27 protein-coding genes are annotated in these 24,191 nt (G+C 68.4%); 18 read left to right on the top strand and 9 right to left on the bottom strand.

Annotated elements, in window-relative coordinates:
- Positions 1–32 precede the first annotated feature (32 nt).
- The 4 genes from ACLJOO_RS08365 (at position 33) to ACLJOO_RS08350 (ending at position 3,078) form a co-directional block, all read left to right on the top strand.
- A complete protein-coding gene (locus ACLJOO_RS08365; protein ID WP_410786279.1) occupies positions 33–1,037 on the top strand; it encodes a magnesium and cobalt transport protein CorA in 1,005 nt (334 codons plus the stop codon).
- A 74-nt stretch (positions 1,038–1,111) separates the two neighbouring features.
- Positions 1,112–2,047 (top strand): hypothetical protein, encoded by a 936-nt coding sequence (locus tag ACLJOO_RS08360; RefSeq protein ID WP_410786278.1) that lies wholly within the window; start codon positions 1,112–1,114, stop codon positions 2,045–2,047.
- 55 nt (positions 2,048–2,102) lie between these two features.
- Entirely contained in the window at positions 2,103–2,519 is a 417-nt protein-coding gene (locus ACLJOO_RS08355) for a VOC family protein (protein WP_410786277.1), read from the top strand.
- A gap of 10 nt (positions 2,520–2,529) precedes the next feature.
- Positions 2,530–3,078, top strand: coding sequence for an AAA family ATPase (locus tag ACLJOO_RS08350; RefSeq protein WP_410786276.1), 549 nt, complete (start codon positions 2,530–2,532; stop codon positions 3,076–3,078).
- Here ACLJOO_RS08350 and ACLJOO_RS08345 read toward each other — a convergent pair.
- Positions 3,016–4,332, bottom strand: a complete 1,317-nt coding sequence (locus ACLJOO_RS08345; RefSeq protein ID WP_410786274.1) for a Gfo/Idh/MocA family protein — start codon at positions 4,330–4,332, stop codon at positions 3,016–3,018. The two genes, ACLJOO_RS08350 and ACLJOO_RS08345, sit on opposite strands and share 63 nt — an antisense overlap.
- 241 nt (positions 4,333–4,573) lie before the next feature.
- Here ACLJOO_RS08345 and ACLJOO_RS08340 point away from each other — a divergent pair, with 241 nt between their 5' ends.
- The gene (locus ACLJOO_RS08340; protein WP_410786273.1) at positions 4,574–5,536 is read left to right on the top strand and encodes a LacI family DNA-binding transcriptional regulator; all 963 of its coding nucleotides are present in this window, start codon (positions 4,574–4,576) and stop codon (positions 5,534–5,536) included.
- Here ACLJOO_RS08340 and ACLJOO_RS08335 read toward each other — a convergent pair.
- The gene (locus tag ACLJOO_RS08335) at positions 5,533–6,021 is read right to left on the bottom strand and encodes an Lrp/AsnC family transcriptional regulator (RefSeq protein ID WP_131335678.1); all 489 of its coding nucleotides are present in this window, start codon (positions 6,019–6,021) and stop codon (positions 5,533–5,535) included. The genes ACLJOO_RS08340 and ACLJOO_RS08335 overlap by 4 nt on opposite strands.
- A gap of 120 nt (positions 6,022–6,141) precedes the next feature.
- On the opposite strand from ACLJOO_RS08335, the gene ACLJOO_RS08330 reads away from it, so the two are divergent.
- Genes ACLJOO_RS08330 through ACLJOO_RS08320 form a run of 3 tightly spaced genes read left to right on the top strand, consistent with a single transcriptional unit; the run spans position 6,142 to position 9,501 of the window.
- Complete coding sequence (locus tag ACLJOO_RS08330; protein WP_410786271.1) at positions 6,142–7,230, top strand: thiamine pyrophosphate-dependent dehydrogenase E1 component subunit alpha; 1,089 nt, start codon at positions 6,142–6,144, stop codon at positions 7,228–7,230.
- 1 nt (position 7,231) lies between these two features.
- On the top strand, positions 7,232–8,218 hold the full coding sequence (locus ACLJOO_RS08325; RefSeq protein ID WP_410786269.1) for an alpha-ketoacid dehydrogenase subunit beta: 987 nt from the start codon (positions 7,232–7,234) through the stop codon (positions 8,216–8,218).
- Positions 8,215–9,501 carry a dihydrolipoamide acetyltransferase family protein gene (locus ACLJOO_RS08320; protein WP_410786268.1) on the top strand — a complete coding sequence of 429 codons (1,287 nt, stop codon included), beginning with the start codon at positions 8,215–8,217 and terminating at the stop codon, positions 9,499–9,501. The genes ACLJOO_RS08325 and ACLJOO_RS08320 overlap by 4 nt, the downstream gene beginning before the upstream one ends.
- Here ACLJOO_RS08320 and ACLJOO_RS08315 read toward each other — a convergent pair.
- Positions 9,498–10,202: a TetR/AcrR family transcriptional regulator C-terminal domain-containing protein gene (locus ACLJOO_RS08315; protein ID WP_410786266.1), complete on the bottom strand. Its 705-nt coding sequence runs from the start codon at positions 10,200–10,202 to the stop codon at positions 9,498–9,500. The two genes, ACLJOO_RS08320 and ACLJOO_RS08315, sit on opposite strands and share 4 nt — an antisense overlap.
- A 365-nt stretch (positions 10,203–10,567) precedes the next feature.
- Here ACLJOO_RS08315 and ACLJOO_RS08310 point away from each other — a divergent pair, with 365 nt between their 5' ends.
- Together ACLJOO_RS08310 and ACLJOO_RS08305 are read left to right on the top strand one after the other, a co-directional pair.
- The gene (locus tag ACLJOO_RS08310) at positions 10,568–11,503 is read left to right on the top strand and encodes a hypothetical protein (RefSeq protein ID WP_410786265.1); all 936 of its coding nucleotides are present in this window, start codon (positions 10,568–10,570) and stop codon (positions 11,501–11,503) included.
- 46 nt (positions 11,504–11,549) lie between these two features.
- Positions 11,550–12,254, top strand: coding sequence for a class F sortase (locus tag ACLJOO_RS08305; RefSeq protein ID WP_410786264.1), 705 nt, complete (start codon positions 11,550–11,552; stop codon positions 12,252–12,254).
- Here the strand turns inward: ACLJOO_RS08305 and ACLJOO_RS08300 are convergent.
- On the bottom strand, positions 12,251–13,078 hold the full coding sequence (locus tag ACLJOO_RS08300; RefSeq protein WP_410786263.1) for an aldo/keto reductase: 828 nt from the start codon (positions 13,076–13,078) through the stop codon (positions 12,251–12,253). The genes ACLJOO_RS08305 and ACLJOO_RS08300 overlap by 4 nt on opposite strands.
- The gene (locus tag ACLJOO_RS08295; RefSeq protein WP_410786262.1) at positions 13,078–14,253 is read right to left on the bottom strand and encodes an MFS transporter; all 1,176 of its coding nucleotides are present in this window, start codon (positions 14,251–14,253) and stop codon (positions 13,078–13,080) included. Before ACLJOO_RS08295 ends, ACLJOO_RS08300 begins: the two co-directional genes overlap by 1 nt.
- A gap of 118 nt (positions 14,254–14,371) precedes the next feature.
- Here ACLJOO_RS08295 and ACLJOO_RS08290 point away from each other — a divergent pair, with 118 nt between their 5' ends.
- Together ACLJOO_RS08290 and ACLJOO_RS08285 are read left to right on the top strand one after the other, a co-directional pair.
- Positions 14,372–14,821 carry a MarR family winged helix-turn-helix transcriptional regulator gene (locus ACLJOO_RS08290; RefSeq protein WP_410786261.1) on the top strand — a complete coding sequence of 150 codons (450 nt, stop codon included), beginning with the start codon at positions 14,372–14,374 and terminating at the stop codon, positions 14,819–14,821.
- A 1-nt stretch (position 14,822) separates the two neighbouring features.
- Positions 14,823–15,011 (top strand): DUF3099 domain-containing protein, encoded by a 189-nt coding sequence (locus tag ACLJOO_RS08285; protein ID WP_410786260.1) that lies wholly within the window; start codon positions 14,823–14,825, stop codon positions 15,009–15,011.
- Here the strand turns inward: ACLJOO_RS08285 and ACLJOO_RS08280 are convergent.
- On the bottom strand, positions 14,961–15,869 hold the full coding sequence (locus ACLJOO_RS08280; RefSeq protein WP_410786259.1) for a LysR substrate-binding domain-containing protein: 909 nt from the start codon (positions 15,867–15,869) through the stop codon (positions 14,961–14,963). The genes ACLJOO_RS08285 and ACLJOO_RS08280 overlap by 51 nt on opposite strands.
- Before the next feature lie 70 nt (positions 15,870–15,939).
- Between ACLJOO_RS08280 and ACLJOO_RS08275 the strand changes: the two genes are divergently transcribed.
- On the top strand, positions 15,940–16,992 hold the full coding sequence (locus ACLJOO_RS08275) for an SDR family oxidoreductase (protein ID WP_410786257.1): 1,053 nt from the start codon (positions 15,940–15,942) through the stop codon (positions 16,990–16,992).
- On the opposite strand, the gene ACLJOO_RS08270 is transcribed toward ACLJOO_RS08275, so the two are convergent.
- The gene (locus tag ACLJOO_RS08270; protein WP_410786255.1) at positions 16,993–17,190 is read right to left on the bottom strand and encodes a hypothetical protein; all 198 of its coding nucleotides are present in this window, start codon (positions 17,188–17,190) and stop codon (positions 16,993–16,995) included. It lies immediately after the preceding gene.
- 128 nt (positions 17,191–17,318) lie between these two features.
- Between ACLJOO_RS08270 and ACLJOO_RS08265 the strand changes: the two genes are divergently transcribed.
- The 5 genes from ACLJOO_RS08265 to ACLJOO_RS08245 all read left to right on the top strand — a co-directional run bounded on the left by ACLJOO_RS08265 (position 17,319) and on the right by ACLJOO_RS08245 (position 22,908).
- Positions 17,319–17,924 carry a helix-turn-helix domain-containing protein gene (locus tag ACLJOO_RS08265; RefSeq protein ID WP_410786254.1) on the top strand — a complete coding sequence of 202 codons (606 nt, stop codon included), beginning with the start codon at positions 17,319–17,321 and terminating at the stop codon, positions 17,922–17,924.
- 121 nt (positions 17,925–18,045) lie between these two features.
- The gene (locus ACLJOO_RS08260; protein WP_410786253.1) at positions 18,046–19,206 is read left to right on the top strand and encodes an NAD(P)/FAD-dependent oxidoreductase; all 1,161 of its coding nucleotides are present in this window, start codon (positions 18,046–18,048) and stop codon (positions 19,204–19,206) included.
- Positions 19,203–20,996 (top strand): FAD-dependent oxidoreductase, encoded by a 1,794-nt coding sequence (locus ACLJOO_RS08255; RefSeq protein WP_410786251.1) that lies wholly within the window; start codon positions 19,203–19,205, stop codon positions 20,994–20,996. Before ACLJOO_RS08260 ends, ACLJOO_RS08255 begins: the two co-directional genes overlap by 4 nt.
- Positions 20,993–21,910 (top strand): dihydrodipicolinate synthase family protein, encoded by a 918-nt coding sequence (locus tag ACLJOO_RS08250; RefSeq protein ID WP_410786249.1) that lies wholly within the window; start codon positions 20,993–20,995, stop codon positions 21,908–21,910. The genes ACLJOO_RS08255 and ACLJOO_RS08250 overlap by 4 nt, the downstream gene beginning before the upstream one ends.
- Positions 21,907–22,908, top strand: coding sequence for a proline racemase family protein (locus tag ACLJOO_RS08245; protein WP_410786248.1), 1,002 nt, complete (start codon positions 21,907–21,909; stop codon positions 22,906–22,908). Before ACLJOO_RS08250 ends, ACLJOO_RS08245 begins: the two co-directional genes overlap by 4 nt.
- 16 nt (positions 22,909–22,924) lie before the next feature.
- Here the strand turns inward: ACLJOO_RS08245 and ACLJOO_RS08240 are convergent, their stop codons facing one another.
- Together ACLJOO_RS08240 and ACLJOO_RS08235 are read right to left on the bottom strand one after the other, a co-directional pair.
- The gene (locus ACLJOO_RS08240) at positions 22,925–23,278 is read right to left on the bottom strand and encodes a UBP-type zinc finger domain-containing protein (RefSeq protein WP_410786247.1); all 354 of its coding nucleotides are present in this window, start codon (positions 23,276–23,278) and stop codon (positions 22,925–22,927) included.
- Positions 23,279–23,384: 106 nt separating this feature from the next.
- Positions 23,385–24,122, bottom strand: coding sequence for a tetratricopeptide repeat protein (locus ACLJOO_RS08235; protein ID WP_410786245.1), 738 nt, complete (start codon positions 24,120–24,122; stop codon positions 23,385–23,387).
- Positions 24,123–24,191 lie beyond the last annotated feature (69 nt).

Raw genomic sequence — 24,191 nt, 5'->3', positions numbered from 1 at the left:
TGAAAAGACGACGATCAGGGGAGGAGGTCACCATGATCATCGACTGCGCTTACTACCGGGACGGACGCCGCCAGCACGTCGAGGCGATGTCGGTCGCGGACGCCGCCGCGAGTTGCCGGGCCGGCGGGTTCGTCTGGCTGGGCATGTACGAGCCCACCGCCGAGGAACTCACCGAGGTCCGGGAGAGTTTCGGCCTGCACGAGCTGGCCGTCGAGGATGCGCAAACGTTTCACCTCCGCCCCAAGGTCGAGCCGTACGAGGGCGACATCCGCCTCGTCATCCTGCGCACCGCCCGGTACGACGACGAACGTGAGGAAGTGGACTTCGGCGAGGTCAGCGTGTTCGTCGGGCCGGCGTTCGTGATCACCGTCCGTCAGGGTGTGGCGAGTGACCTGCACGGCGCGCGGATCCGGCTCGAGCAACGGCCCGAGCTGCTGGAATGCGGTACGAGTTCGGTGCTCTGGGCAATCCTCGACCAGGTCGTCGACGGGTACGGACCGGTCGTCGCGGAACTGGAGCGGGACATCGAGGAGGTCGAGCGGACGGTGTTCGCCGGTTCGGTCGCCCCGACCGAGCGAATCTATTTCCTGCGCCGCGAGGTGACCGACTTCTACCGCGCCGTACACCCGTTGATCGCCGTACTCGCGACGCTCGAGCGCGACGCCCGCAACACCGCGCTCCTGCCGTACTTCCGCGATGTGCACGACCACCTCGTCCTGGTGAACGAGGAGGTCGCCGCTCAGCGTGACCTGCTCGCGACCGTCCTGGAGGCGAACATGGCGGTGATCGGTGTCGAGCAGACCAAGGTCAGCGTCCGGCAGAACGCGACGATCGAGCAGCTCACCATCCTCGCCACGGTCTTCCTCCCGCTGACGTTCGTCACCGGATTCTTCGGCCAGAACTTCGGCTGGCTGGTCGACCACATCGGCGCGGAATGGGACTTCCTCGCCCTGGGCATCGGCGGACTGCTGGTTCCGTGCATCGCTCTGGCGATCTGGTTCCGCCGTCAACGAGCAGCCCGACGGCAAGCTACCTGACGGATCGGATTCACGCGGTGTTCCGACGGTGAACCGAGGGTCGGGAGCAAGAACCACGTCCCCTGGAGGTTGTGATGCGAAAGCTCCCCGCCCTCGCCCTCGCGACAGCAGTGTTAGCGGCAGTCGCCCTGTCCCCCGCGTCGGCCGTCCCGGTGCGAACCGTTGAGGCCAGTACGACGATCGCGACGCCCCCGACGTACGACGCCACCCCGCTCACGTCGTACCCGGCCTTCGACGCGAACCAGGCAGTCGCTGTTGACGCGAAGTACTTCTACGCCGTCAACAACCGCACGATCACCAAGCACGACCGCCGCACCGGTGCGCCGCTGCTGCAGTTCGCCGGCGACACCGACGGCCCGTTCGTGCACATGGACAGTGGAGCGGTCGTCGGCTCCAAGCTGTACGCCGTGCACTCGAACTACCCCGAGTGGCCGATGGAGAGCTCGATCGAGGTGTTCGACACGAAGACGATGCGCCACGTCGACTCGTACTCGTTCGGGATCTACCGTGGCTCGCTGACCTGGCTGGACCGGCACGACGGGGCGTGGTGGGCCGGGTTCGCGAACTACGACGACATCTCGGACGAGACGAACCAGCCGTACGGTCAGACGTACAACACGCAGATCGTGAAGCTGAACGACAAGTTCGAACCGCTCGCGTCCTGGACGATCCCGAAGCCGATCCTGGACCGCTTCAAGCCGATGTCGAACTCCGGCGGCTCCTGGGGACCGGACGGCCGGCTCTGGCTCACCGGCCACGACCTGGGTGAGGCCTACGTGATGGAACTGCCGGTCGCGGGCTCCGAGCTGCGCTGGATCGCGACCGTCGAGCTGCCCGACGTACAGGGCCAGGGCATCGCGTGGGACCGTTCGGACCCGCGGCATCCGACCTTCTGGGCGATCAGCCGGCCGAATCGGCTGGTGCATACGTTCAGCATGCCGTTGAGCTCGCTGCAGACGCCGGCCGCCAAGGGCTGGCAGGTGCTCGGCCCGGGCCAGTTCCGGAAATAATCACCGGCCGGGGTAGCGGACACGTCCTGTCCGCTACCCCGTCGATGCTGGATGCATGACCAACACAGCGACGTTCCACGCGTACTTCGGCTACCGCGATGCCCCCGGCGCACTCCGCTGGCTCGAGAAGGCGTTCGGGTTCGAGACCACGATGGAGGTCCCGGACGACCAGGGCGGGATCATGCACTCCGAGATGCGGTATGGCGGGGTCTCGTTCACGCTGTTCACCGACGAGGAGGGCTACGACCGGCCCGCCCGCAAAGGCGAAACCGTCGGCCACGGGATGTACGTCGCCTTCGACACGCAGGACGAGGTCGACGCCATCTTCGCAAAGGCAACCGCCGCGGGAGCAGACGTGGTGTGGAAACCTGAACTGACCGAGTGGGGCAACTACCGCTGCCGCGTCGCCGACCCCGAGGGCTACGAATGGACCTTCGGCACACACCGCCCCGGCCTCCCCGCCGCCTGGTAGTAATGCCTGTGTGGATTCGCGGCTGATCGTCATCAGAGGGAACTCCGGATCGGGCAAGAGCTCCATCGTGGAAGGGATCCGCGGGCAGTACGGTCACGGCATCGCCTACATCGAGCAGGACTACGTACGCCGTACCGTCTTCCAGGAGCTGGCTGAGCCCGACGGCGCGAACATCGACCTCATCGGGCAGATGGCGCGGTACGCACTCGCCCGCGGATTTCACGCTGTGATCGAGGGAATCCTGCCGACGGTCCGGTACGGCGGGATGCTCGCGGCACTCGCCCGTGACCACGGCGGGCACTTCTACTACCTGGACATCCCGTTCGAGGAGACCGTCCGCCGGCACGCGACCCGCGACAAGGCGAGCGCCTTGACTGCCGAGGACATGGCCGACTGGTACCGGCCGAGGGATCTGCTGGAGCGGCCGCACGAGACGGTGATCGACGAGTCGAGTTCGCTCGACGCGACCGTCCAGCAGATCCTGACCGAGACCGGGTTACGCGCCCCAGCCGCCGAGGTTGAGGTCGGCGACGACGACCGGCTGACCGGAAGCGAGTGACTGGTTGGCCGCGATGCCGACCGCCACCGCACGGACGCCGTCATGCACGTCGGCCGCGCGCTTCAGCGGATCGTTGTCAGGGCCAACGAAAAGGTCGGTGTAGATCAGCTTGTCGCCGCCGCCGTGGCCGCCTTCGCCGCGCGGGATCTCGACCTCGACGGCCGGCGCCCAGTGCTTCTGCAGCACGAGCCGCTCGCCGTTGGTGCGAACGTCGCCGGCGATGACGCGGTCGGACGGGTAGCTCGGGTCGATCTGGTCGTCGACGACCGCGGCCCGTTCGACCACTTCCAGTTCGGCGCGGCCCAGCGTGCCGTTGACGGAGACGCGGTACCCCTCCCACGGGGAGTGCGCGTTCAGCGAGTAGCTCAGCCGCGCACCGTTCGCGTACTCCGCGATCACGGACATGTTGTCCTCGATCGTGATCCCCGGAGCGAAAACGTCCTGGTCGCGCAGGTACCCGTCGTACTTCTCGCTCTCGTAGTACAACTGCCGGTTCGTGTCGTCGGTGCGCAGATCGAGCAGCCACGGGTCGTCGGCGGCCCCGTCGATCGTGCCGCGCGCCGGACGCTCGCCGAGGCCGCGAGCCGCCGCGTTCTCGGACCCGTAGAAGGCGAGCCCGCCGGACGCGAACACACGGGTCGGCGTCGAGGCGATCCACCAGTTCACCAGGTCGAAATGGTGGGACGCCTTGTGGACCAGCAGACCGCCGGAGTTCTTCTTCTCGCGGTGCCAGCGGCGGAAGTAGTCCGCGCCGTGCCGGGTGTCCAGCACCCATTGGAACTCGACGCTGGTGACCTGCCCGATCTCGCCGTCCTGGATCAGCTGCCGCAGCGCGCTGTTCCGCGGCGAGTAGCGGTAGTTGAACGTGACGACCACGGACTTGCCCGACTCGTGCATCGCGTCGACGATCTGCCGCGTGCCGTCCGCGTCGATGGTCAGCGGCTTCTCGACGATGACGTCCGCGCCGGCCCGCAGCAGTCGCGCCACGACCGCCGCGTGCGTGTAGTCGGGGCTGGTCACGACGACGCGGTCGACGGCCTGCTCCTTGACCATCCGCTCCAGGTCGTCGGCGCCGTACTGCGGGAGCTCGGGGCCGCCGAGCTCGGTCAGCTTGCCCTGGTGGAACGCCAGCCGGCCCGGGTTCGGGTCGAGCAGGGCGACCAGCTCCGCCTCCTCGGGGTGCTGCTGGAGGATCGCGCGGATGTACGACTGCGCTCGCGAACCGGTCCCGGCGACTGCATATCGTCTGGCCACGGTGGACTCCTTCTACTCGTGTAGACACCGACGCTAGCAATCGCTTTCCAGGACGGTCAACCGTCGTACCATCACTGCATGCCAAAGAGGGTGTCTGAGAACTCTGCGCCGTCGCGAGCAGGTGCTCGGCGGAGTGCAGCGCAAGGCGGAGGACGAGGCTCGGAGTGGGGTTCTCCGTGCCTCGTCCTCCAACGCGGCGATGTGCCCGCCGAGCGCCGCGCAGTAGGCGCAGGGTTCTCAGATGCCCTCTAAGGATCCGGTGACCCGCAACGATGTGGCGGAGTACGCCGGGGTCAGCACGGCCGTCGTCAGCTACGTCGTGAACGAAGGCCCGCGGAAGGTCGCCCCGGAGACCCGGGAGCGGGTGCTCGACGCGATCCGCGCGCTCGGGTACCGGCCGAACGCGACCGCGCGGGCGTTGCGGATGGGTACGACGCGGACGTTCGGGCTGATCACCCCGGACGGGGGCAATCCGCTGTTCGCGGAGCTCGCGAAGGCGGTCGACCGGGAGGCGGCGGCGCGCGGGTACGTCGTACTGCAGACGAGCACCGACGGGGATCCGGCCACCGAGCGCGCGAAGCTCGCCGAGCTGCTCACGCGCCAGGTCAGCGGACTCGTACTGGTCGCGCCGACCGCGGATCCGTCGCTGGACGACGTCGAGGTCCCGGTGATCGCGATCAACCGGGTCCTGCCGACGGTCAGCTCGGTGCGGCCGGCGTACCGCGAGGGCGCCCGCCGCGGAGTAGAGCACCTGATTGAGCACGGTCATCGCGCGATCGGTCTGGTGATCGGAGGCGCGGGCCACCCGGAACGCGAGCTCGGCTGGCGCGACGCGCTGACCGCCGCGGGTCTCCCTGAGGGGCCGATCGCGCGGGCGACGTTCTCCCGCGAGGGCGGTTATCGCGCAGCGCAAACGCTGCTGCCGGCCGAGCCCACCGCGATCTTCGCCAGCTCCGACCTGCAAGCGATCGGTGTACTGCGGGCGCTCCACGAGGCCGGTGTGCGCGTGCCGGAGGACATCGCGGTCGTGGCCTTCGACGGCACTCCCGAGACGGAGTACACCTGGCCGCCGTTGACCGTCGTACGCCAGCCTGTCGAGCTGGTGGCGCGCGAGGCCGTCCGCCGGCTGATCGACGGTGAGGACACGATGGAGGCCCTGACCGTCCCGACAGAACTGATCCTGCGCAGGTCCTGCGGCTGTTAGAGGGTCCCGACGTCCTCGAAGATCAGCGCAGTACGGGTCGCCAGGACCTCGGGGATCGCCTGAAGCTTCTCCAAGACCAGGCGGCGGAGGCCCTCGTTGTCGGCGGCGCGGACCAGGAGGATCGCGTCGAAGTCGCCGCCGACCAGCGCCATGTGCTTGATCTCCGGGATCGCCTGGAGCTGCTTGCGGAGGGTGCGCCAGGAGCTCTGCCGGAGACTCAGAGTGACGTACGCCGACGTTGCCAGGCCGAGTCTGAGCGGGTCGACGGTGACCGTGAAACCGGTGATCACACCGGTGTTCGTGAGCCGCTCGACGCGGGCGTACGCGTTCGCGCGGGAGATGTGCACCTCGTCCGCGAGGGCCCGGATCGACAGCCGTCCGTCCCGCCCGAGCGCCTCGATGATCTGCCGATCGATCTCGTCGAGCGCCGGAGCGACGACAATCTGTCCAGGACCGGCCCGGTGGACGATCACCTCGTCGGACATTCGTGCGATCTCCTCGGCTCGGGTGCAGGCCAAACGTCTCTCAATAATTCCAGCTCTAGATCCACTTGGCCAGGAGGGACGACGATGTGGCTACCGTCCGTCTCCTGCGCTGGAGGGTCCATGACCACCGTCGAGGAGCAATTGCTCCCGTCCGCGGAACCCGTCTGTCTGATCGATCAGAACGGCGTACCGCACGACCATCCGTCGTACCGGCTGCCCACCAAGGAAGCCCTGCTCGACGGCTACACACAGTTGATCCGGGGTCGCCGGTTCAACGATCAGGCGAGCGCTTTGGTCCGCCAGGGTCGGCTCGCGGTCTACCCGTCGTCCTTCGGTCAGGAGGCATGTCAGCTCGCGGCGACGATGGTGCTGCGCGACGGCGACTGGCTGTTCCCGACGTACCGCGACACTGTCTCGATCATGAGTCGTGGCGTCGACCCGGTCGAAACGCTGACACTGCTCCGGGGCGACTGGCACTGCGGCTACGACCCGTACGAACACAAGGTCGCGCCGCAGGCGACCCCGCTCGCGACCCAGCTCCCGCACGCGGTCGGTGTCGCGCACGCGGCCCGGCTGAAGGGCGAGGACACGGTCGTGATGGCGCTCGTCGGCGACGGCGGCACCAGCGAGGGCGACTTCCACGAGGCGCTGAACTTCGCGGCGGTCTTCCAGGCGCCGGTCGTGTTCTTCATCCAGAACAACGAGTACGCGATCTCCGTGCCGCTCGCCAGGCAGAGCGCGGCACCGTCCCTCGCGCACAAGGGCATCGGGTACGGCGTCCCGGGCGAACGCGCCGACGGCAACGATCTCGCCGGGCTGCTCGCCGTACTCGGACAGGCCGTCGACAAGGCCCGTGCCGGTGAGGGCCCGCAGCTGATCGAGGCGCACACCTATCGCGTGCAGGCGCACACCAACGCCGACGACGCGTCCCGGTATCGCGAGGACGCCGAGGTCGCCCCTTGGCTGGACCGCGATCCGATCGAGCGCCTCACGACGTACCTCGAGCAGCAGGGCTGGCTGGACGACGACATTCGGGCGACTGCTGAGGCCGGCGCAGTGGAGGTCGCCGCGCAGTTGCGTGACGGGCTGATGCCGGAGCCATCCGTCGACCCGGCCGACCTGTTCGCGCATCTCTACGCTTCGGAAACCCAGCAACTGCGTGAGCAGGCCGCATTCCTCCGAGACGAGCTCGCCCGCGAGGAGGCCTGAGATGACGCACACGAAGATCTCGATGGCGCAGGCGCTCAACCAGGCGCTGCGGGACGCGATGACGGCCGACGAGTCGGTGGTGATGTTCGGTGAGGACGTCGGCGCGCTCGGTGGTGTCTTCCGGATCACGGACGGGCTGACCGCGGAGTTCGGCGACAAGCGGTGCTTCGACACCCCGCTGGCCGAGGCCGGCATCGTCGGTATGGCGGTCGGCATGGCGATGAACGGGATGCGCCCGGTCGTCGAGATGCAGTTCGACGCGTTCGGGTACCCGGCGTTCGAGCAGGTCGTCTCGCACGTCGCCAAGATGCGCAACCGGACCCGCGGCCGCGTGCAGCTGCCGATGGTGATCCGGATCCCGTACGGCGGAGGCATCGGCGGGGTCGAACACCACAGCGACTCGTCGGAGAGCTACTTCGCGCACACGCCCGGGCTGACCGTGGTGACACCGGCTACGGTCGCCGACGCGTACGGGTTGTTGCGCAAGGCAATCGAATTTCCGGATCCGGTCGTGTTCATGGAGCCGAAGAAGCTCTACTGGGCCAAGGAAGAGGTCGACCTCACCGAGTCGCAGCCGGGGATCGGCACGGCCGTCGTCCGTCGGGACGGTGCGGACGCGACGTTGATCGCTTACGGTCCGGCCGTTCCGGTCGCGTTGGAGGCGGCCGAGGTTGCCGCGGCCGAGGGGCGGCAGCTGACCGTGGTGGATCTGCGGTCGGTGGTGCCGTTCGACGACGAGACGGTGTGCGCGGCGGTACGGCGTACCGGACGGGCTGTCGTGGTGGCCGAGGCGAGCGGATTCGCGAGCGTGTCGTCGGAGATCGTTGCCCGGGTGACCGAGAAGTGCTTCCATTCGCTGGCTGCGCCGGTGCGGCGGGTGACGGCGTTCGACATCCCGTTCCCGCCGCCGAAGCTGGAGAAGTACCAGCTCCCGAGCGTCGACCGGATCCTCGACGCCGTTGACGATCTGCAGTGGGAGGACTCGTGAACACGTTCCTTCTTCCTGATCTCGGTGAAGGGCTGACCGAGGCGGAAATCGTGCGGTGGCTGGTGAAGGTCGGTGATGTGGTTGCCGTCGACACTCCGATTGCGGAGGTCGAGACCGCGAAGTCGATCGTTGAGCTGCCGTGTCCGTATGCCGGGGTGATCGAGGAGCTGCACGGGGAGGCCGGTACTACGGTGCCGGTCGGGAAGCCGCTGATCACGGTCGGCGATCCGGCCGGGGCGGCGTACCGCGCTGAGGAGCGGGCCGGATCGGGAAACGTGCTGGTCGGGTATGGGACTTCCGAGTCTTCCGGGGCTGGGAGGCGGCGTCGACCGCGGCTTTCCGGAACAAATGTTGCGCCTGCTGCGGAAAAAGTTCCGGAAAGGCGCGTTCCGTTGGTGGTTTCCCCGTTGGTACGCCGGTTGGCACGCGACGCCGAGGTGGATCTGCGCGCACTGACGGGCTCAGGCCCCGACGGGTTGATCGTCCGCCGCGACGTCGAACTCGCAATCGCTCACCGCACGCTGACGGAGCCCCAGCCCGCCCTGTCCCAGCCTTCCGTAGTGCAGTCGGCTGAGGCGCGGACCGGGTTGCCTGAGTTGCGGCGTACTCCTATGAGTGGGTTCCGTAAGGCTGTGATCGCCACGCTCAGCCGGAGTCGGGCGGAGATCCCCGAGGCGACCACCTGGGTCGACGTGGACGCGACCGCCCTCGTCGAACTCCGCGAATCGTTGCGATCAGCAACGGACCCCGGACCCGGCCTGCTTGCGCTGATGGCGCGCTTCGTGGTCGCGGGACTGCTGAAGTATCCGGAGCTCAACGGGTACGTCGACACCGAGCGCGAGGAACTCGTCCAGTACGACGGCGTGAACCTCGGCCTCGCGGCGCAGACGGATCGGGGTCTGATGGTCCCGGCTGTCGCGGGCGCTCATGCGCTGACGACGCGTGGTCTGGACGCCGAGATCCGTCGCCTGACCGCGTCGGCGCGCGACGGCCGGCTGACTCAGCAGGAGCTGACCTGCGGGACGTTCACGCTGAACAACTACGGCAGCTTCGGGGTCGACGGCAGCGCGGCGATCATCAACCACCCGCAGGTCGCGATCCTCGGCGTCGGCCGGATCATCGACCGTCCGTGGGTCGTCGACGGTGAGCTCGCCATCCGCAAGCTCACCCAGTTGTCGCTGGTGTTCGACCACCGCGTCTGCGACGGCGGCACGGCAGCCGCCTTCCTACGCTTCGTCGCCGACGCCTTCGAAAACCCCACCTCAGCCTTCGCCGACCTCTAAGAGATCTGGCGTGGGCGGAGGCCGACGAGGATTACCCGTAGCCCGGAGGTGAAGCGTGCCTCCGGGCCGGCGGTGCTTTCGCGGTTGAGGTACGCGGCGAGGTGTGCGGCGTCGACCCCCATCCGGTCCGCCGACCGGGCCGCCCAGCGCAGTTCGTTCAGCCCACTTCGCCGCACCACCGACAGCCAGGCCGAGTCGGTCACCGCCGACCCGATCAGGTAGTGGAAGATCGCCGACAGCGCCGAATCCAGGTGAGTGCCCTTGAAACCGGCGTCGTTGAGGATGGACTGCACCCGCTCGGTCAGCGCCTGGTAGTTCGGCCCGAGCCCCGCGTGCGTCGGGAGCAACTGCGCGGCCCATGGGTGTTCCCACAGCGCCTGGTACGCCGCCTGCACCACAGCAGTCACCTGTTCCCGCCAGTCGCCCTCGGCAGGGATCAATGCGTCGCCGAGCACCGTGTCGACGACGAGCTCGAGCAGATCGTTCTTGGTCGCGATCCGCCAGTACAGCGCGGACGTCGCCGCAGTACCCAACTCAGCCGCCATCACCCGCATCGAGAAGGCGTCCAGACCTTCGCGGTCCAGCACCTTGATCGCCGTCAGGACGATGTCGTCCCGGCTCAGTTGCGCCCGGACGGGTGCTGGTTCCTCTCGCAGCCACACCGACCCCAGCACGGTCTTCCGATCCGCTTCGCGCGCCACCCGCCGGAGCATAGCGAATACAGCGTCTCAGAGCCTAAAACGCCGTTTTAGTGGCAACCGGCAACTACTCCTCGTCCGTATCGGCGACGGTGTGTCGCGAAACGTAAGGAACACGGCGAGTCGCGGCGGTGAGACTTGCGCTTGGTGGCGTGGATCACGACACTCTCGAAGGTCAGGTTCCTTTGGGGGGAGGCCGGTTCGACCGGCTCGAGGAACGACGAATGGCTTGTACCGCCCGGTCCTGCTGCGGGACACCGCTCTGGGCCCACCGGCGATCTGCTGGTCGCGCAGGACCGGCCTCAGAACTAGGGGAGACTGTGAAAGACATTTCGGCGGGCGCACGTGGACGCTCCAAGAACTCACGCGTGGTCGCATTACTCGGCGGAGCCGGCGCGGTAGCGCTCGCCCTGGGTGGCGTCACCCTCGCAATGGCCCCGTCGGCCTCGGCCGACGGCATCGTGAAGCCGGACAACCCGACGTGCGCCGAACTGGTGCCGGGCTCAACCGAGTTCAAGTTCGACCCGCCGAACTCGGGTGTCCAGATCAAGAACGGTGTCACGGTGACTCTCACTGTGCATCCGTTGCTCGTCGATGACCCCGACCACGAGGGTGACCAGACCGGCAACACGGTTGTCGACTTCACCGCCGTCGGCGGCACCGTGCTTGGTGCCATCGTCAAGGGCGGCGACTTCGCGAACTTCTACGACTACCGCCCGGGCGGTCAGGTCGCCGGTGTGAACCTGCACCCGCCGGTGAACGAGAAGAACAAGCAGCATCCGTTCTACGGACTGAGCCACGTCAACTTCTGCGTCGGAGAGGGCACCACGCCGTCGACTCCGCCGACCACGGAACCGACGACTCCGCCCACGACCGAGCCGACGTCTCCGCCCACCACGGAACCGACGACTCCGCCGACCACCGAGCCGACGACTCCGCCCACCACGGAACCGACGACTCCGCCGACCACCGAGCCGACGACTCCGCCCACGACCGAGCCGACGACTCCGCCGACCACCGAGCCGACCACCACCCCGTCGGAGTCCCCGAGCGAGTCTCCGAGCGAGTCTCCGTCGGAGTCCCCGAGCGAGACGCCGTCGGTGAACCCGACCAGCACGTCGAGCACTCCCGGCGTCGGGGTTCCGACCGATGTCGATGCTGGTCTGTCCGGTGGGATGAAGAACGCGTCCGCGACCACCAGCAGTCAGAGCATCTGGGGTATTGCGTTGCTGACCCTCGGCGGTCTGCTTGTGTTCGCCGGTGTCCTGAAGGCTCGGCAGCGTCGCGGGCAGCACTCTGCCTGAGGTATCCGGCAAGCGCCGCCGCCAGGGTCGTGCCCGGTCGTCGTGGTTGACGATCTCGGCTCTGGCGGTCGGCGTCGTACTCCTCCTGATCGGCGGATACGTCCAGGTCAGGATGAACAACTCTGACGAGGGTCGGCAGCAGACCGCTGCCGGCTCGTCTTCAGCGACGCAGCGGCCCGGTACGACGTCCGTCGTACCGGGCCGGTCGTCATCACCCGGCTCCACCTCGCAGCCGACGAGTCAGCCGACCAGTCAGCCGACGACGCCGCAGGACACACCCCCGGCGGAGGTCCTGAGTACTGCGCCGGTCCGGTCCGGAGACCCGATCTCGCTGTCGGTGCCCAGCCTCGGGGTGTCCGCGCGCGTGCTCTCGATCCGCGCCCGTGGTGGTTCACTCATCCCGCCGTCGAACCCGCGGTTGGTCGGCTGGTGGTCCGATGGTGCCCGGCCGGGAGCGACCAAGGGTTCCGCGGTCATCACCGGTCACACCGTGCACACCGGCGGAGGCGCATTCGACGACCTGGACCGGCTAAGGGCGGGTGACAGAGTCTCCGTGAGGACTCGGCACGGGACGATCGAGTACGTCGTCACGGCGGTGACCATTTATCGCAAGAAGGCGCTGGCCAAGCAGGCCCAGCAGATCTTCAGCCAGGGTGTCCGGGGACGACTCGTGCTCGTCACCTGCGAAGACTGGGACGGAACGGGCTACCTCAGCAACGCCGTGGTGATTGCCGTCCCCAAGACTCACTAGGCGGCGTTGAAGGTGTCGGGGTTCGGGCCGGTGCGTTCGTTGCGGTCGAGGGTGCTGATGGTGGTGAGGTCGTCGTCGGTGAGGGTGAAGTCGAAGACGTCCAGGTTCTCGCGGATGCGGGACGGGGTGACGGACTTCGGGATGACGATGTTGCCGAGCTGCAGGTGCCAGCGGAGGACGATCTGGGCCGGCGTGCGGTCGTAAAGTGTGGCCAGCTTGGCGATCGCGGGCTCGTCGAGCAGTGCGCCGCCCTTCGCCAGCGGGCTCCAGGCCTCGGTGCGGATGCCGAAGTCACCGCCGTACGCGCGGACCTCGTCCTGCCGCAGGTACGGATGCAGCTCGACCTGGTTGACGGCCGGGGTGATGCGGGAGGACTGCGCGAGACGGTCCAGGTGCTCCGGCTGGAAGTTGGAGACGCCGATCGCGCGGACGCGTCCGTCGGCGTACAGCTGCTCCAGTGCGCGCCAGCTGTCGACGTACAGGTCGCGTGCTGGGGTCGGCCAGTGGATGAGGTACAGGTCCAGGTACTCCAGGCCCAGCAGGGACAGGCTCTGGTCGAAAGCCTCCAGGGTGGAGTCATGGCCCTGGTCCGCGTTCCACAGCTTGGTGGTGATGAACAGGTCGCTCCGGCCGATTCCGGACGCAGCGAGCGCCTGCCCGACACCTGCTTCGTTCTGGTACGCCGCTGCAGTGTCGATACTGCGGTAGCCGGCCTCTAGCGCATGCGTCACGGCAGCAGCCGTTTCGTCGTTCGGGACCTGGAAGACGCCGTACCCGAGCTGAGGCATCTCGATGTCGTTGTTGAGCTTCACGGTGGGGATCATCAGTGGCTTCCTTCAAGTACTAGTGCGGGGACCCGGCCGCGGTCGAGCAGGCCGGACAAGAGAGCGACAAGCAGACCGGCAACAGCCAGTGCAGCGCCGACCCAGTTAGGGGCGGTGTAGCCGAGGCCGTGCTCGATGGTGAGTCCACCGAGGTACGCGCCGGCAGCGTTGCCCAGGTTGAACGCGGCGATGTTGGCCGCGGACGCCAGCGCCGGAGCGCCCTTCGCCTTATCCATCACGCGCTTCTGCAGCGGAGCGACAGTGGCGAACCCAGCAGCACCGAACAGCGCGATCGTCACAGCAGAGGGGAGCTTGGCGTGCGCGGTGAACACGAAGACGACCAGTACGGCGGCCAGTAGCGCCAGGATCAGGTACAGACTCGGCATCAGCGCCCGGTCCGCTGCCTTGCCACCCAGCAGGTTGCCCACCACGAGCCCACCGCCGAAGAGCACGAGCAGCCAGGTCACCGCACCGGAGGAGAAGCCCGCGACCTCGGTCATCATCGGTGCGATGTAGGTGAACGATGCGAACACCCCTGCGAAGCCCAGTGCGGTCATCGCCAACGCCAGCCACACCTGCAGGTTCTTGAACACCGCCAACTCGCTACGCAGCCCAGGGCCTTCCGTGGTGTCCTGCCGCGGCACCAGGAACACGATGCCGAGCAGCCCGATCACACCGAGCGCAGTCACCCCCCAGAACGTCGACCGCCAGCCGAACTGCTGACCGAGCGCGGTCCCACCCGGTACACCGAGCACGTTGGCGACCGTCAGCCCGGTGAACATCAACGCGATCGCACTCGCCTGCTTCGCCTTCGGGACCAGCGACGCCGCAACCACGGATCCGACACCGAAGAACGCGCCGTGGGACAGTGCCGCCACGATCCGCCCGGTCATCAGAACGCCGTACGACGGAGCGAGCGCGGAGACCAGGTTGCCGGCGATGAAGACGCCCATCAGCGCGATCAGCACGGTCTTGCGGGAGACCTTGGAGCCGATCGCGGTGAGCAGCGGGGCGCCGACCACGACGCCCAGCGCGTAGCCGGAGATGAGCAGTCCGGCGGACGGGATGCTGACGCCGAAGTCGGTGGCGACCTCGGGCAGCAGCCCCATGATGACGAATTCGGTGGTGCCGATCCCGAACGCACCGATGGCGAGTGCGAGCAGAGCCGCTGGCATGACGCTCCTTCGAAGGTAAGCTGATGACTATTACCGGCGTGCGCGATAGTTGCACACGCGGGCTATTGCACAAGCGCTATGATTGCGCATGCAAGCATGAAGTTCAAGTGGAGGTGTCGTGGGACTACCGGATGACGCCGCGGAGGCGCGGGCGCAGGGGTGGCGAACCCTGGCGGCGCTGCACGCCCGGATCGAGGACGAGCTGGAGCGCGCCCTGCAGAAGCAGCACGGGCTGTCGGTGAGTGAGTACAGCGTGCTGGACGTGCTGGCGCGGCAGGACGACTACCACCTGCGGATGAACCAGCTGTCGAACGCCGTGGTGCTCAGCCAGTCCGCCACTACTCGCCTGGTGAACCGGCTGGAGGACCGCAAGTTGCTCCAGCGGTACCTGTGTCCGACGGACCGGCGGGGCATCTACACCGAGGTCACCGAGGCCGGCCGCGAGCTGCTCGACCAGGCGCAGCCGACCCACGACGCCGTACTGACGTCTGCGTTGGAGCGTGCCGCCGAGCTACCTGAGCTGTCCCCGCTGGTCACCGCGCTGGGGAAACTCCCGCTGACGGTGTGACATGGCCCGCCGCTACGACAACCGCAAGCTGTACATCCTGCTGATGGGCAGCTGCCTCACGCTCATCATCCTGGCGTGGTTCGTCGTCCGCCTGTTCTCGATACCGGTAGCCGTCGGGATGAGCGCAGTCGCCGCCGTACTACCCCCGATCGCCGCCATCGTCGCGAACTGGGGCCACGACAAACGCTGACCGCAGCAGTACGTCGATGAAGGCGGCGGCGAGGGGATCTGGTTCGCCGCGCGTGTACGCCGTGAGCGTCCGGCGTACCGCCGGCTCCGGGTGCAGGATGTGGCCGTCGAAGTCCTTCGGCAGGATGTTGTCGGGGACGAGTGCGGGGCCGAGGCCTGCCGCGGCCAACGCGGGCGCGGCGGCGGTCTGTTCGGTCCGTACGGCGATGCGCGGCTCGAATCCTGCTTGTGCACAAGCGTTGTCGAGGACGTCGGCGAGGCCGTGACCTGGTGCGTAGTGGACCCAGGAACGGTCCGCCAGGTCCTGCAGTTTCACCGTGTCTCCGGTGGCGGCGGGATCGTCGGCGGCGACCACGACGACGAGTTCTTCGGTGCCGAGCACGCGGGTGACGCCGGACCAGTTCGAGGGGTCGGGGCCGACGGCGAGGTCGGCTTCCCCGGCGTTCATCGCGTCGACGAGCTCGGCGGTATGCCGGTGCTCGAACAATCGGATGCCGACGTTCGGGCGGGTCCGTCGCCACTCGCGCAGCGCGGCAGGCAGCACGCCCAAGGTGATCGAGTAGAGCGTCGCGATCTGCAGTTCGCCGACCTCGAGTCCGGCGGCTTGCCGGGCGGCGCAGCGAGCCCGTTCCGCGTCGGCCAGGGCGGCGCGGGCGTGCGGGAGCATCGCGCGGCCTGTCGGCGTGAGGCGGACGCCGCGGGGGAGTCGTTCGAGCAGCGGTCCGCCGGCCGAACGTTCGAGGGCCCGGATCTGGTGGGAGAGCGCGGGCTGGGTGACGTGCAGGAGCTCGGCGGCCTTCGTGAACGAGCGCTGGTCGACCACGGTGACGAGGTACTCGAGCTGCCTGAGCGTTGCCATGTCTTTAGCTTATGGGTTCGGTGAAAACTATGCGTTGGCTTTATCTCCGCAGGTCAGCAAGGCTGTCGGCATGGAGAACGTTGCGCTGGTGGTCGGTTCCCGCGGTGTGATCGGGACGAATCTGGTCGAGCATCTGGCGTCGCTGCCCGACTGGCGGGTGATCGGGTTGTCGCGTCGCGGCGGCACCGACGTACCCGGACGGGTGCGACAGGTCGCCGTCGATCTGCTCGACCCGGACGACACCCGGGACAAGCTGTCCGGGCTGACCGACGTGACGCACGTCTTCTATGTCGCGTACCAGGACCGGCCGACCTGGGCCGAGCTGGTCGCGCCGAACCTCGCGATGCTGGTCAACGTCGTCGACGCGATCGAGCCGGTCGCGCGCGGACTGCGGCACATCAGCCTGATGCAGGGCTACAAGGTGTACGGCGCGCACCTCGGGCCGTTCAAGACGCCCGCCCGGGAGGACGATCCGCCGCATCTGCCGCCGGAGTTCAACGTCGATCAGCAGCGCTTCCTGGAGGAACGTCAGCAGGGCAAGGCGTGGACGTGGTCGGCGCTGCGCCCGTCCGTGGTGGGTGGGTCCGCGCTCGGCAACCCGATGAACCTCGCGGTCGCGATCGCCGTCTACGCGTCGCTGTCGAAGGAACTCGGCGTACCGCTGCGCTTCCCCGGCAAGCCCGGTGCGTACCACTCGTTGCTCGAACTGACCGACGCCGGACTGTTGGCGAAGGCAACGGTCTGGGCGGCGACCGCGCCGGCGGCGGCGAATCAGGCGTTCAACATCACGAACGGCGACCTGTTCCGCTGGAGCGAGTTGTGGCCGAAGCTCGGCGCGTGGTTCGGCCTGGAGGTCGCGCCGCCGCTGCAGCTGTCCCTGCAGGACGTGATGGCGGACAAGGAGCCGGCCTGGAAGCAGTTGCAGGCGTCTCATGACCTGACCTCGACGTCGTTCGCCGAGGTGTCGTCCTGGCCGTTCGCCGACTTCGTGTTCGGGTGGGACTACGACTTCTTCGCCGACGCGTCGAAGTCGCGCCGGGCCGGCTTCCACGAGTACGTCGACACCGAGCAGATGTTCTACGGCATCTTCGCCGACCTGCGCAGGCGCCGCATCATCCCGTGATCACTCGCCGCGCAGATCGGTCCCGTGGGTGCGGAGGAAGTAGATCGGGTCGGTGTACGTGCCGGGGAGCTTGCCGAGCAGTTTGATGACCGTCGACGGGCCGTTCGCGTGGCTCATGGCATACAGGTACGCAGCGCCGGTGTCCTTGTCGATCGCGGTCAGCAGCGTGCTCACCTCGACTGGCCGAGCAATGCCCACGTCTCCACGGCGCTGAAGCCGCCGGTCTGCCCGGTCGAGGTCCATCGTGCAGGCGGTCGCATCGTCACCATTCCTCTCACTGAGGGTTGATGCGCGCAACGGATCCGAAGTTACCTTGCAGATGTGGCATGCTCCGGGCTGTGACGGCGATGGGTGCGGGAAAACTTCTCGGGACGAACCTGCGGGCGCGGCGGGACGAACAGGGCATCTCACTGTCCGAGCTCGCCCGGCGGTCCGGGATCGCGAAGGGCACGCTGTCACAGCTCGAGTCCGGCGCGGGCAACCCCACGATCGAGACAGTGTTCAGTTTGTCGAACGCTCTCGGCGTACCGGTATCGGCTCTGCTGGCGGATTCGCCGGCCTCCGACGTGGTGCTCGTGCGGTCCGCGGACCTCGACGTGCTGTCCGGTGACGCGATCGACCTGCGGATGCTGCGGCGGCTCGAGCATCCGGGCGGGCTGTTCGAGATCTACAACCAGGAGATCCGGCCGGACGCGGTCCAGCACTCCGACGGTCATCCGGGGACCGAGCACCACATCGTCCTGTCCGGATGCCTGCGGATCAACGCTCACGGGCAGATCGAGGAACTCGGGCCCGGCGACTACCTGGCGTTCCGGGCGGCCGGGCCGCACTCGTACGAGGCCGTGGACGGGCCGGTCCGGTCGGTATTGCTGCTCGAGTACCCGCCGGACGTGTACCCGACGGCGGCCGGCGGGCCGCACCTGCCGGGATAGTTCCGGGCTGGTTCCGGAAAAGGTCCGGATGAGGTCGGGTTGAGTGCATTGACCGGTCGCCGGGAGCACGCGTACGCTCGGTATCGTTCATTTTAGCGAACGCCTGCCGAGGAGGCCTGCCATGCACCGGTCCGCGACACCCGACGTGGTGGTGGTCGGCGCGGGCATGGTCGGGGCCGCGTGCGCGGAGGCGCTGTCGGCGGCCGGCGTGCGAGTGCTGGTGATCGACCGCGACGGCCCCGCCGCGGGGACGACGGCGTCCGGCGAGGGCAACGTGCTGGTGTCGGACAAGGAGCCGGGGCCGGAGCTGGAGCTCGCTGTCGCGTCCCGGGTCGAGTGGGAGACCGTCCGCGGCCGGCTGCCTGAGCGGGTCGCCGACGTGGAGTGGGAGGCGAAGGGCGGCGTCGTGGTGGCGACCGGGGACCCGGAGCCGCTGACCGCGTTCGCGGCGAAGCAGCGCGCGGCCGGAGTCACCGCGCGGGTGATCACGCCCGCGGAGGTCTTCGAGCTCGAGCCGTTGGTCACGCCACGGGTGACGGTCGGGGTCCATTACCCGGACGACGCGCAGGTGCAGCCGGTGCTGGCGGCAACGGCGTTGCTGGCAGCAGTTCGCGAGCGCGGCGGCGAGGTGAGATCGGGGGTCACCGCGCTCGGGATCCGGCAGTCGCGGGGTCGCGTTGTCGGTGTGGACACGTCGGACGGCGACATCGCGTGTGGTGCGGTGCTCAACGCGTGCGGGCCGTGGGCGGGCGCATTCAGTACGGCGGCCGGTGCGCCGATCGAGATCCTGCCCCGGCGCGGGATGATTCTCGTGACGGCGCCGCTGCCCGAGTGCGTGCGCCACAAGGTGTACGACGCGGACTACGTCGGTGCGGTCGGCAGCGGGGACGCCGACCTGCAGACATCCACTGTGGTCGAGTCGACGCGGGCCGGGACGGTATTGATCGGATCGAGCCGGGAGCGGATCGGGTTCGACGATGCGGTCCGCGTGCGGGTGCTAAGGGAGCTGGCGCGGAAGGCTGTCGGCTTGTTTCCGTTCCTCGGCGATGTGCCGGTGATGCGGACGTACGGCGGGTTTCGTCCGTATGCACCTGATCATCTGCCGGTGATCGGCGCGGATCCGCGCGTGACCGGGCTGTGGCACGCGACAGGACATGAAGGTGCGGGCATCGGTCTGGCTCCTTCTACCGGTCGCCTCATCACTGAACAGTTCTTGGGCCTCACTCCGCACGTTGACCCGACCCCGTTCCGCGTCGACCGGCCGGCGGTGATCGCCGCATGAGCGCCTACCTTCGCCCGCGCTCCGGTGACCCGGCCGAGGTCGGTACGCCGACGGCAGTGGACGTGACCGTCGACGGGCAGGCGGTCACGGCACAGGCGGGTCAGACGGTGGCCGCCGTACTACTGGCCAACGGGCGCGACACCTGGCGGACGACCCGCGTCCACGACCGCCCCCGAGGCATCTTCTGCGGAATCGGCGCCTGCCAAGACTGCCTGATCACAGTCAACGGCCTCCCTGACATCCGAGCCTGCCAACGCACCATCACCCCCGGCGACGCAATAACAACCCAGAAAGGCGCAGTCCTACCCACAACCTCCTCCACAGCAGTAACTGTGGGGGAGGTTGTGGGCAGGGTCTCTCAGGTTGTTGTGGTGGGGGCTGGGCCGGCGGGGGTTGCGGCTGCGGTTGCGGCGGGGGATGCGGGGGTTGAGGTGCTTGTTGTGGATAACGGGCGGGGGGTTGGGGGGCAATACAACCGGCAGTTGCCGGTGGAGTTTGAGGCTCGGCGGCCGGATCGGCTGCAGCATGAGTGGAAGGTGTTCGCTGAGCAGCGGGACCGGCTCCTCAATCATCCGCGGATCACGTACCTGCCCGACACCTCGGTCTGGGCGATCGAAGGCCTCAGGCTCTGGGCCCAGACCGGTCCGGCAGACGCCAGCGGCCGGCAACCGTTCCCGATCGACGCACAATCCGTCGTACTGGCCGCCGGTGCCTACGATCGGGTCCTTCCCTTCCCTGGTTGGGATCTTCCGGGCGTCTACACCGCCGGTGCCGCGCAGGCGCTCGCGAAGGGCCAGCGGATCGCTGTCGGCCGCCGCGTCCTCGTCGCCGGCACCGGCCCGTTCCTGCTGCCCGTCGCCGAGTCGTTGGTCGGCGTCGGTGCGCACGTCGTCGCGCTCCTCGAAGCCAACTCGCTCACAACCGTCCGCAAGGGCTGGTCCAGCGATCCGTTAGTTGCCCCGAGCAAGCTCCGGGAAGCCGTCGGGTACGGCGCGCTGCTCGCCCGCCATCGCATCCCGCTCCGCCACGGGTGGACCGTGGTCGCCGCACACGGCACCAACCGCGTCGAGGCAGCCACGATCGCCCGCCTGGACAGCGATTGGCGTCCGATCCGTGGCAGCGAACGCCGGGTGGAGGTCGACGCCGTCTGCGTCGGCTTCGGCTTCACCGCGAACCTGGAGCTCGCCGTCTCCGCAGGCTGCACGATCACCACCGGCCCCGACGGCGGGCCAGCCGTGGCCGTCGACGCAAACCAGCAGACGAGCACCCCCGGCGTCTTCGCAGCCGGCGAACTCACCGGCATCGGGGGAGCCGCCCTCTCCACCGCAGAAGGCACCCTCGCCGGCACCACCGCCGCCCACCACGCCCTGACCGGATCAGAAGTATCTGGGACTGAGGCTGTTCGGGAAGCGGTTGAGCGGGGCCGGAGGTTTGCTGCCGCGTTGGCTCGGGCTTATCCCGTGCGGGACGGGTGGAAGAGCTGGAGTACTGCGGACACCCTCGTCTGCCGGTGTGAAGAAGTGACGCGCGGACAGATCGAAGCCGCCGCACAGGAGCGCGGGCTGGACGACGGGCGGGCGATGAAGCTGAGCAGTCGCGCAGGGCTCGGGATGTGCCAGGGGCGGGTGTGTTCGCGCACCGTCGCAGCCCTGCTGGCCGCGCCCGGCGACGTACCGGAACCAAGCATGAAACGACCGATCGCCGTACCAGTGAGGCTGCGGGATCTGGCGGACGCCGAGGTCGCGGAATCACCAGAAACCGTGCTGGACACCATGGAGGAACAACAATGAGCGAGAAGCTGGAAGGCGTGATCGTCGCGACCGCGCTGCCGTACGCCGAGGACGCGTCGGCGCCGGCGGGATTGCGCCCGGACCTGGACAAGTTTGCCGAGCACTGCCGCTGGCTGGTCGACAACGGCTGCCGCGGCGTCGGGCCGAACGGGTCACTCGGTGAGTACTCGTCGCTCTCCGACGACGAGCGTCGCGCCGTGGCGAAGACCGCGATCGAGGCTGTCGGTGACGACGGCGTCGTGGTGATCGGCGTCCACGGCGTCGGCTCCCACCAGGCCCGCGCCTGGGCGGAGAAGGCTGCCGAGGACGGCGCGGACGGTGTGCTCTGCCTGCCGCCGACCATGTACCGCGCGAACCGGGGCGAGGTGATCGCGCACTTCACCGAGGTCGCGAAGGCCGGGCTGCCGGTGATGGTCTACAACAACCCGCTCGACACCAAGGTCGACCTGACCCCCGACCTGCTCGCGGAGATCGCGCAGATCGAGAACATCGTTGCGGTGAAAGAGTTCTCCGGTGACGTACGGCGGATCCTGGAGATCCGCGAGCTGGCGCCGGACCTGGCGGTGATCGCCGGTGCCGACGACCTGACCCTCGAAGCGCTGCTGATGGGCGCGACCGGCTGGTTCGCCGGCTTCCCGAACGTGTTCCCGAAGGAATCCGTTCAGTTGTTCGAGCTCGCCACGCAGGGCAAGCTGGAGGAGGCCCGCGCGTTGTACGAGCCGTTGGTCGCCGCGTTCCGGTGGGACTCGCGCCCCGAGTTCGTCCAGGCGATCAAGTACGGCATGGACTACGTCGGCCGGTTCGGTGGACCGTGCCGGCCGCCGCGCGGGCCGCTGGTTCCCGAGCACGTCGCGCAGTTGGAGCAGGACATGAAGAAGGCAGTGGAGTCCCTGAGCGGTGGAGCGCAGGGATGAGGTCCGTCCGGACCATCACCGCGATCGACTCGCACACCGAGGGCATGCCGACCCGCGTCGTCACCGGCGGGGTCGGTGTGGTCCCCGGCGCGACGATGGCCGAGCGGCGCGAGTACTTCATCAAGCACCTGGACGACCTGCGGTTGTTCCTGATGAACGAGCCGCGCGGTCATCCGGCGATGAGCGGCGCGATCCTGCAGCCGCCGACGCGGGCCGACGCGGATTGGGGCGTGCTGTACATCGAGGTCTCCGGACTGCTGCCGATGTGTGGGCACGGCACGATCGGCGTTGCGACCGTTCTGGTGGAGTCCGGCATGGTCGAGGTGACGGAGCCGGTGACGGAGGTCCGGTTGGACACGCCGGCCGGCCTCGTCGTCGTGGACGTTGCCGTGAGCAACGGTCGCGCCGAGCACGTGACGTTGCGCAACGTTCCGTCGTACTCGCATGCTCTGGACGCCTCGGTCGAGGTGCCCGGCTTGGGCGAGGTCACCTATGACATGGCGTACGGCGGGAACTTCTACGCGATCCTGCCGCTGGAGCAGCTCGGGATCCCGTTCGATCGCGCCGAGAAGGACCGCATCCTGAAGGCCGGGCTGGACATCATGGACGCGATCAACGCCACCGATCGTCCGGTGCATCCGCTCGATCCCGGGATCAACGGCTGTAAGCACGTGCAGTTCACCGCACCCGGTCTCGACGGCGCCGACTCCCGGAACGCGATGGCGATCCACCCGGGTTGGTTCGACCGTTCGCCGTGCGGCACCGGTACGTCGGCCCGGATGGCGCAACTCCATGCCCGAGGCGAACTCGCCCTCGACACCGACTTCGTCAACGAGTCCTTCATCGGCACCCGCTTCACCGGCCGCCTGATCGAAGAAACCACCGTCGGCCCCCACCCCGCCGTCATCCCCACAGTCACCGGCCGGGCCTGGATCACCGGCACCGCCAACTACTTGCTCGACCCAGACGACCCGTTCCCCACCGGCTTCGTCCTCTAGGCCCAGCTCGCGCGGGTCAGCGGTGGAGTTGGGATTGCCAGTTGGTGGGGACTTTGCCGCCGGGGACGGGTTGGGTTTCGGGGCGGGAGGCTGGTGGGGCGAGGGTGGGGCCGTCGTAGTACTGGGACTCGCCGTAGTGCCAGAACCAGTCCTCGCCGGGCTCGAAGCTGCGGACGATCTGATGGCCGGTCTCGCTCGCGTGGCCGGAGGCGTGCTGGGCGGGGGAGGAGTCGCAGCAGCCGATGTGACCGCACTGCGCGCACCGGCGGAGGTGGAACCACCAGCCGTCGACCTGCAGACACTCAACGCATCCGGTGCCGCTCGGGGGAACTGTGCTGTCGATGCCTGGCGTTCCAGAACTCTCCGTCATACCGCCCATCCTGTCCCGTCCCCAGGCCCCTGGACAAGCAACCCCCGGACTGTCCGCCACCTCGTCGCGACGCCAACGGAGTAGCTGCGGCGCTTCAAGAACGTGGTCAGGAGCGGCGCCGTCGCCAGCCTTTCTTCGGTGGGGCGGTGAGCCGCAAGTTCTCCGCCGCCTCCGCCGCGACGACCGGGTGCCGCGAGTCGACCACCCACTGCCACACCACGCGCGCGTTCTCGGGATCACCACCCTCGTGCAGCAGCTTGCCCAGATGTACGCCGGCCAGCGGGCCGTACTCGGGGTGACCGGAGTCCACCGCCGACTTCCAGGCGGTGTAAGCCCCCTGGGCGTCGCGCGCGGTGTAGAGCAGCTCGAACCCGAGGTCGTGCGCAGCCTTCGGCGCGTACAGGATGTGCCCGCTCTCGATCACCTGCTGGAACGCGGCCCGCGCGCCGTCGGTGTCGTCGAGCTCGACCAGAAGCTCGGCCAGCAGCATCCCCGCCTCAGGAGCCCGGTCCGGATGGCCCGACGCCGCAGCGGCCCGCCAAGCGACCTCCGCACCGGCGTTGTCGCCGAGGTGCTGGAGCGCCCGGCCCCGTACGGTCAGCGCCCGCCCGTTGTCCGGCGGCCGGGCGGCCGCGACGCCCTCGGCGATCAGCGCTTGCCCGCCGTCGACGTCGCCGGACGAGATCAGCATCGCGCCGAGCAGCGCCTTCGACTCCGACACCGCCGCCGGTACGCCGGACGCGATCGCCTGCGCGAACAGTGCCCTGGCCTCGTCCTCCCGTCCCTCCTCGGCGAGCCCGTCGGCACGGTCGACCAGCGCCATCGGGTCCAGATCGTCAGTCACGCAGTCGACCCAACCCGACGAAGACGAACAGTTGACGAACGTCCATCAACGTCCACGAGCCTGACGGAT

Origin of the sequence: Kribbella sp. C-35 (assembly GCF_046549195.1) — a bacterium.
Classification (GTDB): domain Bacteria; phylum Actinomycetota; class Actinomycetes; order Propionibacteriales; family Kribbellaceae; genus Kribbella.
The sequence above is the reverse complement of the archived record's forward strand: the minus strand, read 5'-3'. Positions and strand labels throughout refer to the sequence as shown.

Bases quoted from the DNA above. Each gene is read 5' to 3' on its own strand.
- ACLJOO_RS08365 (WP_410786279.1), top strand. From the start codon at position 33: ATGATCATCGACTGCGCTTACTACCGGGACGGACGCCGCCAGCACGTC.
- ACLJOO_RS08360 (WP_410786278.1), top strand. From the start codon at position 1,112: ATGCGAAAGCTCCCCGCCCTCGCCCTCGCGACAGCAGTGTTAGCGGCA.
- ACLJOO_RS08355 (WP_410786277.1), top strand. From the start codon at position 2,103: ATGACCAACACAGCGACGTTCCACGCGTACTTCGGCTACCGCGATGCC.
- ACLJOO_RS08340 (WP_410786273.1), top strand. From the start codon at position 4,574: ATGCCCTCTAAGGATCCGGTGACCCGCAACGATGTGGCGGAGTACGCC.
- ACLJOO_RS08335 (WP_131335678.1), bottom strand. From the start codon at position 6,021: ATGTCCGACGAGGTGATCGTCCACCGGGCCGGTCCTGGACAGATTGTC.
- ACLJOO_RS08330 (WP_410786271.1), top strand. From the start codon at position 6,142: ATGACCACCGTCGAGGAGCAATTGCTCCCGTCCGCGGAACCCGTCTGT.
- ACLJOO_RS08325 (WP_410786269.1), top strand. From the start codon at position 7,232: ATGACGCACACGAAGATCTCGATGGCGCAGGCGCTCAACCAGGCGCTG.
- ACLJOO_RS08300 (WP_410786263.1), bottom strand. From the start codon at position 13,078: ATGATCCCCACCGTGAAGCTCAACAACGACATCGAGATGCCTCAGCTC.
- ACLJOO_RS08295 (WP_410786262.1), bottom strand. From the start codon at position 14,253: ATGCCAGCGGCTCTGCTCGCACTCGCCATCGGTGCGTTCGGGATCGGC.
- ACLJOO_RS08285 (WP_410786260.1), top strand. From the start codon at position 14,823: ATGGCCCGCCGCTACGACAACCGCAAGCTGTACATCCTGCTGATGGGC.
- ACLJOO_RS08280 (WP_410786259.1), bottom strand. From the start codon at position 15,869: ATGGCAACGCTCAGGCAGCTCGAGTACCTCGTCACCGTGGTCGACCAG.
- ACLJOO_RS08275 (WP_410786257.1), top strand. From the start codon at position 15,940: ATGGAGAACGTTGCGCTGGTGGTCGGTTCCCGCGGTGTGATCGGGACG.
- ACLJOO_RS08265 (WP_410786254.1), top strand. From the start codon at position 17,319: ATGCTCCGGGCTGTGACGGCGATGGGTGCGGGAAAACTTCTCGGGACG.
- ACLJOO_RS08260 (WP_410786253.1), top strand. From the start codon at position 18,046: ATGCACCGGTCCGCGACACCCGACGTGGTGGTGGTCGGCGCGGGCATG.
- ACLJOO_RS08255 (WP_410786251.1), top strand. From the start codon at position 19,203: ATGAGCGCCTACCTTCGCCCGCGCTCCGGTGACCCGGCCGAGGTCGGT.
- ACLJOO_RS08250 (WP_410786249.1), top strand. From the start codon at position 20,993: ATGAGCGAGAAGCTGGAAGGCGTGATCGTCGCGACCGCGCTGCCGTAC.
- ACLJOO_RS08245 (WP_410786248.1), top strand. From the start codon at position 21,907: ATGAGGTCCGTCCGGACCATCACCGCGATCGACTCGCACACCGAGGGC.
- ACLJOO_RS08240 (WP_410786247.1), bottom strand. From the start codon at position 23,278: ATGACGGAGAGTTCTGGAACGCCAGGCATCGACAGCACAGTTCCCCCG.